The organism is Paraburkholderia gardini, from assembly GCF_907164575.1.
GTDB lineage: Bacteria > Pseudomonadota > Gammaproteobacteria > Burkholderiales > Burkholderiaceae > Paraburkholderia > Paraburkholderia gardini.
Window position 1 is genome coordinate 70,633 of sequence record NZ_CAJQYY010000030.1, and the last position, 9,675, is coordinate 80,307.

The 9,675-nt window shown below is 62.0% G+C and carries 7 protein-coding genes and 1 pseudogene; 2 read left to right on the forward strand and 6 right to left on the reverse strand.

Annotation, left to right across the window (positions count from 1 at the left end; genetic code table 11):
* Positions 1–34: 34 nt before the first annotated feature.
* Positions 35–277: pseudogene (locus tag LPA34_RS22475) on the reverse strand (ABC transporter permease subunit); the annotation flags it as partial.
* A gap of 89 nt (positions 278–366) precedes the next feature.
* Positions 367–1,380, reverse strand: a complete 1,014-nt coding sequence (locus LPA34_RS22480) for an ABC transporter substrate-binding protein (RefSeq protein ID WP_228982389.1) — start codon at positions 1,378–1,380, stop codon at positions 367–369.
* A gap of 546 nt (positions 1,381–1,926) precedes the next feature.
* Here LPA34_RS22480 and LPA34_RS22485 point away from each other — a divergent pair.
* Positions 1,927–3,228: a YihY/virulence factor BrkB family protein gene (locus LPA34_RS22485; RefSeq protein WP_228982391.1), complete on the forward strand. Its 1,302-nt coding sequence runs from the start codon at positions 1,927–1,929 to the stop codon at positions 3,226–3,228.
* Between the two features lie 402 nt (positions 3,229–3,630).
* Positions 3,631–4,752, forward strand: coding sequence for a porin (locus tag LPA34_RS22490; protein ID WP_228982414.1), 1,122 nt, complete (start codon positions 3,631–3,633; stop codon positions 4,750–4,752).
* 186 nt (positions 4,753–4,938) lie between these two features.
* Here LPA34_RS22490 and LPA34_RS22495 read toward each other — a convergent pair whose 3' ends face one another.
* The 4 genes from LPA34_RS22495 to LPA34_RS22510 all read right to left on the reverse strand — a co-directional run bounded on the left by LPA34_RS22495 (position 4,939) and on the right by LPA34_RS22510 (position 9,282).
* Complete coding sequence (locus tag LPA34_RS22495; protein ID WP_228982393.1) at positions 4,939–5,826, reverse strand: proteasome-type protease; 888 nt, start codon at positions 5,824–5,826, stop codon at positions 4,939–4,941.
* A 138-nt stretch (positions 5,827–5,964) separates the two neighbouring features.
* A complete protein-coding gene (locus LPA34_RS22500; RefSeq protein ID WP_228982395.1) occupies positions 5,965–6,765 on the reverse strand; it encodes a transglutaminase family protein in 801 nt (266 codons plus the stop codon).
* Positions 6,766–6,778: 13 nt separating this feature from the next.
* Positions 6,779–7,729, reverse strand: a complete 951-nt coding sequence (locus tag LPA34_RS22505) for an alpha-E domain-containing protein (protein ID WP_228982398.1) — start codon at positions 7,727–7,729, stop codon at positions 6,779–6,781.
* 143 nt (positions 7,730–7,872) lie between these two features.
* Positions 7,873–9,282, reverse strand: a complete 1,410-nt coding sequence (locus LPA34_RS22510; protein ID WP_228982400.1) for a circularly permuted type 2 ATP-grasp protein — start codon at positions 9,280–9,282, stop codon at positions 7,873–7,875.
* Positions 9,283–9,675: the final 393 nt, after the last annotated feature.

Here is a 9,675-nt window from a genome sequence, read left to right on the forward strand (position 1 = left end):
TTTCCTCCCGGCGAGTTGCGATAACTTCCGACGCTCAGAACGCAGCAGGCCTCCATTTCAGCAGGCGCTTTTTCAGCGTGGCAAGTAAATAGCCGGCCGTAAGCGCGACCACCGCGGCAAATACACCACTGGCGTTAAATGCTCCCTGCGCAGTCGAGATCAGCAGGCCAATGCCCTGTTTAGAGCCGGGAAATTCGCCAACCACCGCACCAACCAGGGCGAAGCCGAAACTCACGTGCAGGCTTGCGAGAATCCACGACAGTGCGGAAGGAATCATGGGAAAAGGCGGAGCCACGAGGGTGGCACCGCGAGTGCAACGGAGTCGGACAGGACCCGTTGCACAAACGCTCCGAGGGCACCCGTGACCTATCTGGAACTGACAAACTCGTTGGTGTAGGTTTTGCCCAACTCGATATGCTTGCCCTTGACCGACGGGTTGAATGCCGAGAGCACCTTGAGCACGGTCGCAGGACCATCAGCCGGCATCTTGCCGTCGACGGTGTACATCGGCAGCGACGCCTTCAGGGCGCTCACGTAAAGCTGCTTGTCTTTCTGATAGTCGTCGGGCATCTTCGCCGCGATCTCTTCCGCGCTATGCGTGTGGATGAATTGCATCGTGCGAACGAAGGCATGCGCGAGCCTGGCCGCTTCCGCCTTGTGCGAATCGGCCCACGCGGCCTGCACGTAGAGACTCGAGGCGGGGTAGGTGCCGCCGAGCGCCGCCTTCGTGCCCTCGACCGAGCGCATGTCGACGAGCACCTTCGCCTCGCCCGATTTCAGCAATGCCGACACCGTGGGCTCAGTGGTCATGCCAGCGTCGATACGGCTTTGCCTGATCGCCGCAATAAAGCTGGCATCGGCGCCCACCGGTAGCATCGTGTATTCCGTCGACTGGATGCCGTGCTGTCCCGCGAGGTATTGCGTGAGGAAGCTGGTCGACGAACCCAGGCCCGTCACGCCGAGCGTCTTGCCCTTGACGTCGCCCATTGATTTGACTGTATCGGCAGCTTTGGTCGACACCATTTCGACTTCGCCTGGCACCTGACCAAACACGACAATCGCCTTGACTTCCTTGCCCTTGGTCTGCAGATCGATTGTGTGGTCGTAGAAGCCCACGACACCCTGGACGGCACCGGCCAGCAGTTCGTTCTCCGCATCGACACCAGCAGGCTGCGACAGCAGTTCAACGTCGAGCCCTTCGTCCTTGAAGTAGCCCAGTTGTTCGGTCAGGCGCGCCGGCAGATAGATCAGCTTCGTGATCCCGCCAACCATGATCGTGATCTTCCCGCTATCGGCTGCCGACGCATGTTGCGAGGCAAGACTGAATAGCAGGCTGGAAGCAAGAGCAATATGGCGAAACGCGCTGAGATTCGGTCGCATCGATAGTCTCCGTTATTGTTGGCAGCGGAATGCTGCCTGTCTGCATCGATGGCGCGATTATGGGAGGGTGCATCCTTCTTTCGGCTTTCACGGGAAAACCTTTCTCTTAGGGGATTTCCATGAGACGGGCGTCACTGCCTGCGGACTCACAACAGCACCGGAATCAGCATCGCCCCGTCATCGCCGGATTCACGGAAAACCATGGATTTCCGATCCGGGCCCGTGCGTTGTTCCAAAGAACACCCGACATGAAACCAGCGTAGGGCGCCAGGTCGGAGCGTTCACCGGATGCTGCGGATTGCATGCCCGGGAACGACTGCTTCGCGCATACGGATTTCCTGACTGACGACACGACTGCGAGTAAAGGATCATCCCCGGCTGGCGGACGGTGAGTTCAACGACCTTGCGGTCGACACCTGCCGCACTCCCGGGAAAAACAATGCGCCTTGACTGGGCACCATGGCATCGCGGCATGCGTTGATATAGTGGCAGGCATACGGCTTGCGGCAGCTGCAACGGGCAACGGTCTCGCGACGAAGGACAATCATGGATACGCTTTCCACCGACAAGCTGCAGACCGCGGCCCGCAAGCAGGCATCGTGGGCGGTTGGCGCATTCAAACAGTTCGCGGAAGATCGCTGCGCTGCGATGGCCGCGAGCATCGCGTTCTACGCGGCCTTTTCGCTCGCGCCGACGCTCGTCATGGTGATCGCGATCGCCGGCTGGTTCTTTGGCGCGGAAGCGGCGCGCGGCCAGCTCTTCAGCCAGGTGCATGGCGTGCTCGGCGACGACGCGGCAGCAGCCGTGCAAACCATCGTCCAGAATGCACATCACAGCGGCAGTGCGGGCGGCATCGCGGCGGCCATTTCGTTCGTGCTGCTTGCGGTCGGCGCGTCCGCGACGTTCTCGTCGCTCAACAGCGCACTCAATATAGTGTGGCCCGCCGCGGGGCCGCGCACGTCCAGCGTGATCGCACTCGTTCGCGTGCGGCTGATTTCGTTCGGGCTGGTGCTCGGCGTCGCGTTCCTGCTGATCGTTTCGCTCGTGCTCGATGCAGCCATCACGTTCATCGGCAACTGGCTGCTCGGCGATTCGCCCTACATCGTGATCGGCAACCTGTTGCAGCTCGCGGTCGGCCTGCTCGTGCTGGCTGTCGCGTTCGCCGGGCTGCTCAAGTTTCTGCCCGACGCGCCGGTCCGGTGGCGCGATGCGATGGTCGGCGGACTGGTTGCGGCCGTGCTGTTCTCGGCGGGCAAGAAGATGTTCGCGCTCTACCTTGCGCACGCCGGCATGGCCAACTCGTTCGGCGCGGCCGGCTCGCTCGCGATCCTGCTGATGTGGCTGTACTTCTCGGCGGCCGTGCTGCTGCTCGGCGCGGAGTTCTCGGCTGCTCGCGGGCGCCTGCACGATCCACGCGGCCCGTGGGCATTGCAGGACGACACGCCGCCACCCGGAAGCCGGGCAATGCTCGCTTCGGTGATGGCGGCTTCGACGAAGCCGGCCGTCGTGTCGAACGGCGCGCCGAACCGTGATGCATCGACTGCGACCATCGATGCACGCGTGGCCGCGCAGCACACGTCGGCCGGAAGCCCTGCTGGAGCGTCACGGATGACGCCACGACCCTCGACGGCCGCGGCGGCAATGCATATTGGCCGTTCGGTGGCGCACGCCGAAACCCAGGCGACGCGCGCGGCGGCCGCGACCATCGTCCGGGCGGAGCGCCATATCCGCCGGCATCCGTGGGGGTCGATGGTTCTCGTGGCTGCGGCGGCGTTCGCCGCCACGACATTCGCGGGGCGGCGCAATGACGCCGAAAACACCAAACCCGGTGCTGCCGACGACCGTTAATCAAGATAGATCGAGGCCGGTCGGGCCAGCGAAACCTGCCCGTCCGCCAGGCGAACAAAGCTGAACAGCATCCCGTCGACGCGCCCGCAAAAGCCGATCTTCCCCGCCCCACAAATCTGGAAAAAGGCGACAGACCACTCGATGTAATTAGACGACTTATTTACAATTCAACAACTATTTTGAGCAATTAGCCTCAATCACTGTCATTGAAACAACAATATTGCGTAGTCAACGATTCAATATTGCTATATCCGCAATATTCGCTGGCAAGCTTTATTTATAAGGCTTCTGGCCCTGTGTCACTTTTTAGAGACACTCATTTTTTTTCAGTTCTTACGTTCAGACACACTGCGTTATTCTCCAATCCGCAACAACTAAACCAATCATTTGCGTGGAGAAATGATGAAACGATTCGCACTTTCGACCCTCTCGCTGGCACTACTCGGCACCGCAGGCGTCGCGCACGCTCAAAGCAGCGTAACTCTTTATGGCGTGCTGGACGACTCGATCCAGTACGTTTCGAACGTTGGTGGTCACAGCCTGTGGAACATGGCTGCAGGCAACCTGCAGGGCAATCGCTGGGGCATGAAGGGTTCGGAAGACCTGGGCGGCGGCCTGAAGGCGATTTTCCAGTTGGAAAACGGCTTTAACCCGAACAACGGCGCGCTCGGTCAAGGCAACCGCATGTTTGGTCGTCAAGCGTACGTCGGCCTGACGGGCGACTCGTGGGGTACCGCAACCCTCGGTCGTCAGTACGATCCGGTGGTTGACCTCGTTCAGCCGCTGACGGCTGATAACTACTGGGGCAGCACGTTCACGACCGCAGGCGACGTCGACAACAACGACAACAGCTCGCGTACGAACAACTCGGTCAAGTACGCATCGCCGGTCTGGGGTGGCTTCCAGTTCGAAGCCATGTACGCACTGGGCGGCGTGGCAGGCTCGACGGGTTCGGGTCAAACGTGGGCAGGTGCCGCAACGTACGCAACGGGTCCGTTCTCCGTCGCTGCTGGCTACATCCGCATGGACAACACGTCGACGACCGCCCTGGTGCGCGATGGCTGGACCAGCACGTCGGACGGTACGTTTGACAGCGTCCAGAACACGGCCTATGCATCGGCCAAGTCGATCGGCATCGCATCGGTTGCGCTGCAATACGTTGCAGGTCCGTTCACGTTCGGCGGTCGTTACAGCAATGCGCAATACAAGCCGGATGCTCAGTCGACGTTCACTTCGACCGAGAAGTTCGACGTTGGCGCAGGCTTCGTGAACTATCAGCTGACGCCGGCAGCACTGCTCGGCTTCGGCTACACGTACACGCACGGCAAGGGCGACCTGAACCAGACGTACCATCAGGTCTCGCTGGGCGGCGACTACAACCTGTCGAAGCGCACGGACGTGTACCTGGTCGGCGCATGGCAACATGCTAACGGCGGCCTGAACGCGTCGGTGGCTGACTATGGCTTCACGTCGTCGAGCGAAAACCAGACGATCGTCAGCCTGGGCATCCGTCACAAGTTCTAAGCACAGAACCTGTTACGTAGCTCTGGCGGAAGCTGTATGAAACCAGCCGCAGGCGCAAGCCGGCGGCTGGTTTTTTTACGTCTGCCCTCTGCCGAAGCCAGCAGCAGCAAAGCCAGCGCCACAAACGCAAAAAGCCGGACGTCACAGCGTCCGGCTTTTTGCGTTTGCCGCGTTACTGCCGCGTAACTAGCGCTGCTTCTTCTGCGCGTCTGCCTGTGCAAGCGTCTGCGCCGGCCGCACGTCGCCGCGTCCGGCCACCCCATCGTTCGCGTCCTGCTGCGACACCACTGGCGCCCGGCTACGCTGCTGATGCGGCACGTCGCCCGAGTTTTCCCACGCCGGATCGGGAATCGCGCCGAACACCTGACGCAACTGCTCACCCCACGTGCGGTGAATCATCTGATAGTACGCATTGTCCTGATCGACGCAGACGAACCGCGTCACCCGAAGCGTGTCTTTCTCATAGACCAGCAGATCCAGCGGCAGCCCGACCGAGAGGTTCGAGCGCAGCGTCGAATCCATCGAGATCAACGCGCACTTGGCGGCTTCGTCGAGCGGTGTGGAGGGAATCAGCACGCGGTCGATGATCGGCTTGCCGTACTTCGATTCGCCGATCTGGAAATACGGGCAGACGCTCGACGCCTCGATGAAATTGCCCGCCGGATAGATCATGAAAAGACGCGGCGTCGAAGGCGCGCCGCTATCGGCCGAAGCGACGATCTGCCCGCCCAGAATGAACGCGCAGTTGAAGTCGACGCCGAATTCCTGCAGCGCCCGCGCCTCGCGCAGATACACCCGACGCACCGCATCGCCGACCACGCGCGCGGCCTCGGGCATCGACGAAGCCGTCCAGAGCGTCGGTTTGCCGGCCTCTGCGGGCTCGCTAAGCGCCTGGAGCACCGCCTGGGTCAGAGAGAGGTTCCCGGCGCCCAGCAGCACGAGCACGCGCTCGCCAGGCTGCTCGAACACGGACATCTTGCGCGCCGTGCTGATGTGATCGACGCCCGCGTTGGTGCGCGTGTCCGAGAGAAACACGAGCCCTTCATCCACGCACATCGCCACGCAGTAAGTCATGGTTGCCAACCTGGAAAACGACAGAACGCCGCTATTGTAATGCGCCGGCACACCGCCTCTGACGCTTCCTCCGGTATGACGGCGCCAAAGCGGCCTTTATGAAGGCCGCGTCGTCCCAGGATGCAGATTTCCCGCGCTCTACTGCGGTGTCTGTGCGCTGACCGTCACCGACACGCTGAGTTTTTCCTCGCGCCCGCCGATCCGTCTTCCACGCACAGGCGATGCCGCTTCGTAATCGCGCCCGACAGCAAGCCGGCAATAGATGTTGCTTGCGAACGCCGCGTGCGTGACGTCGACGGACGTCCAGCCCACGCCATCGATCCAGACGTCGACCCATGCGTGACTCGCGCCGTGCTCGACGTCGCCCGGTTCGATGTAGCCGCTCACGTAGCGCGCCGGCACGCCGCGCGCGCGGCAGCAGGCGAGCATCAGATGCGCGTGGTCCTGACAGACACCCTTGCCGAGCGCCAGCGCTTCCGCAGCGGTGCTCGTGACCTCGGTGATGCCGGACTGGAACTGCACGCGCTGCACGATCTGCTCCGACAACGCGATCAACGAAGCCGGCGTATCGAGCGCGGGCACCGAAGCCGCGAGTTCCCGCACCGCGGCATCACAGTCGGTCAAAGGCGTCGAGCACGTGAAATGTTCGAGCGGAATCGGGCCGACGCCGTCGGGCAACCGGCCGTCGACGAGCGCGAACGTGTCGACCTCGCCCGAAACACGCACGCGGATCTCGCTGTGCGGCTTGTTCAACACGAGCGTGTGCAACACGTTGCCGTAGGCGTCGAAGGTGGAGTCGAGCTTGCCAGGTGCATCGAGCGTCCAGCGGCGCACGACCTGCGCGCCGCCGCTCGCGGGCGTCAGGCGCAACTGCTGGATCGAATAGTGGACCGTTGATTCGTAACGGTACGAGGTGTCGTGTCGAATCGAGAGATACATAGGTCAGGCTCCATCAGGCAACCGGCAACATCAGATAGGTACGTGCCACCAGTCCGCCGAGTTCGAACACGCGGGCAAGGAACTGCGTCAGATACGCATGCAGTCCCGCCTCGAAAATCTGCCGGATGTCGGAATACACGAGTTCCGCACGCAGCTTGCCAGCGAAGCGCTCGCATTCGTTCGATCCCGACGTGCGCAGCATCGCGAGATTCGCGCACACGCCTTCGAGCGACGCGAGCAGCGAACGCGGCATCTGCTGGTTCAGGATCATCAGTTCGACCACGCGCGCGGGCGTCACGACATCGCGATAGACCTTGCGATAGATTTCGAGCGCCGAAACCGAACTCAGGATCGACGTCCAGTAATAGAAATCTTCGAGTTGTCGCGCTGCATCGCGCGAATTCGGCTCGACGTTGGCGAACCGCACGTCGAGAATCCGTGCCGTGTTGTCGGCGCGTTCCAGGAATGTGCCCAACTGTGTGAAGAAAAACGCGTCGTCCTGCAACGCGGTGCCGAGCGTCACGCCGCGCGACAGATGCGAGCGGAACTTGACCCATTCGAAGAGCGTCACCGGATGCGCCATCAATTGCCCGGACGACGCACGCTCATTGAATTCAAGCCATGTGTCGTTGATCGTCTCCCACCATTCCGTGGTCAACGTGCCGCGCACGGCGCGGGCATTTTCGCGCGCCGCCTGCAGACACGAGTAAATGCTCGAAGGATTGGTGGAATCGGCCACCATGAAATGCAGCACATGCTCGCGCGAAGGTTCGTCGTAGCGCTCCGCGAACGCACCCTCGAGTTCGGAGATGCGCAGCACGGAACGTTGCGTACGCGCTTCCTGTTCGGGCGTCTGCGGCAGCAGCAGCGCCTTCAGGTTGATGTCGAGCATGCGGGCGGTGTTCTCCGCGCGCTCCATGTAACGGGCCATCCAGAAGAGATGATCGGCAGTGCGGCTTAGCATGGCGGCTTTCCGTTATCGATGAACGCATGACCCTGAATCTTCGAGGCCTGCGCTGGTTACCGGGCATTTTCCGTTTGTCACCTGTCACCGGCGATACGCGTCGCCGGTACGGTCCTCACTGGTTGCGGATGCAACCACTCATTTCAGTCGACCATCCAGGTGTCCTTGGTCCCCCCGCCCTGCGACGAGTTGACGACGAGCGAGCCTTCCTGCAACGCGACGCGAGTCAGGCCGCCCGCCACCATCGTCGTCGTCTTGCCGGACAGCACGAACGGCCGCAGATCGATGTGGCGCGGCGCAATACCCGATTCGACGAACGTCGGACACGCGGAAAGCGCGAGCGTCGGCTGCGCGATATAACCCACCGGCCGCGCGATCAGACGCTTGCGGAAGTCCTCGATTTCGGCGGCGGTGGATGCCGGTCCCACCAGCATGCCGTAGCCGCCCGCACCATGCACTTCCTTCACGACGAGTTCGGGCAGATGCGCGAGCGTGTAGGCCAGATCGTCGGGCTTGCGGCACTGAAACGTGGGAACGTTGTTAAGAACCGGTTTCTCACCAAGATAAAACTCGATCATCTCCGGCACGTACGGATAGATCGATTTGTCGTCGGCGATACCGGTGCCCATTGCGTTCGCGAGCGCGACGCGGCCGGCGCGATAGGCGGTGAGAAGACCCGGCACGCCGAGCGCGGAATCGCTGCGAAACGCGAGCGGATCGAGAAAATCGTCGTCGACGCGGCGATAGATCACGTCGACGCGCTTCGGCCCCTGCGTCGTGCGCATGAACACGTAGTTGTCGTCGACGAAGAGATCCTTGCCTTCCACCAGCTCGACACCCATCTGCTGCGCGAGGAACGTGTGCTCGAAGTACGCCGAGTTGTACATGCCCGGCGTCAGCACGACGACGACCGGATCGTCGACGCCTTCAGGCGCCACCGAGCGCAGCGTATCGAGCAGCAGATCGGGGTAATGCGCGACCGGCGCGATACGGTTCTGCACGAAAAGCTCGGGGAAAAGCCGCATCATCATCTTGCGGTTTTCCAGCATGTACGACACGCCCGACGGCACGCGCAGGTTATCTTCGAGCACGAAGAACTGACCGTCGTCGCCCGCGCGCACCACGTCGACGCCAGCGATATGCGCATAGACGCCGAGCGGCACGTTCACGCCCTGCATTTCCGGCCGGTACTGTGCGTTGGTATACACCTGCGCGGCCGGCACGATGCCCGCCCGCACGATGTTGCGGTCGTGATAAACGTCGTGGATGAACAGGTTGAGCGCCTGCACGCGCTGACGCAAACCGGTTTCGAGCGTCTGCCATTCGCTGCGCGGAATGATGCGCGGAATCAGATCGAAAGGAATCAGTCGCTCTGTGCCGGACAGATCGCCGTTGACCGCGAAAGTGATACCGACGCGCCGGAACAGCAGATCCGCCTCGGCACGCTTGCGGGCAATCGCATCCCCGCCCTGCTGAACGAGCCAGCGCTCGAACCGCGCGTAGTGCGGTCGCACGGCTTCGTCGTGATGACGCATCTCGTCATAGCATCGCATGTCACGCCCCGCTCTTTTGTCGGATAGAAGGCGAATGCGCTGCGCATTCGGTGTTCGACAGCCCTCTGTTTCAAGCAAGCGCTATGCCATTCGCTTCACGCTGAAATCGGGCGCTGGATGCACCCGAAGTGCGCATCCAGCAGGCATGGGCGACGTCCTCATCGTACCGCTGCGCCGGTCAATGCGCTACTGCGGTGCATTCGGGCGTCGAAGCGTCAATGTCCGTTTCGTGACGAAAGCGCTGTTCGAGGCAACGCGACGGCGAGCAAGCGTGCGCGCATTCCGGGATGCTCACAAGAACGCACCACGAAAAAAATCCCCGTGGGCTTGCGCCCACAGGGACTCCTTTTTTTACAGCGCGTTACGCGACCGGTCGTGACCGCCGCCCAGGGG

Coding starts and splice junctions, on each gene's coding strand:
- LPA34_RS22480 (WP_228982389.1), bottom strand. CDS start 1,380: ATGCGACCGAATCTCAGCGCGTTTCGCCATATTGCTCTTGCTTCCAGC.
- LPA34_RS22485 (WP_228982391.1), top strand. CDS start 1,927: ATGGATACGCTTTCCACCGACAAGCTGCAGACCGCGGCCCGCAAGCAG.
- LPA34_RS22490 (WP_228982414.1), top strand. CDS start 3,631: ATGAAACGATTCGCACTTTCGACCCTCTCGCTGGCACTACTCGGCACC.
- LPA34_RS22495 (WP_228982393.1), bottom strand. CDS start 5,826: ATGACTTACTGCGTGGCGATGTGCGTGGATGAAGGGCTCGTGTTTCTC.
- LPA34_RS22500 (WP_228982395.1), bottom strand. CDS start 6,765: ATGTATCTCTCGATTCGACACGACACCTCGTACCGTTACGAATCAACG.
- LPA34_RS22505 (WP_228982398.1), bottom strand. CDS start 7,729: ATGCTAAGCCGCACTGCCGATCATCTCTTCTGGATGGCCCGTTACATG.
- LPA34_RS22510 (WP_228982400.1), bottom strand. CDS start 9,282: ATGCGATGCTATGACGAGATGCGTCATCACGACGAAGCCGTGCGACCG.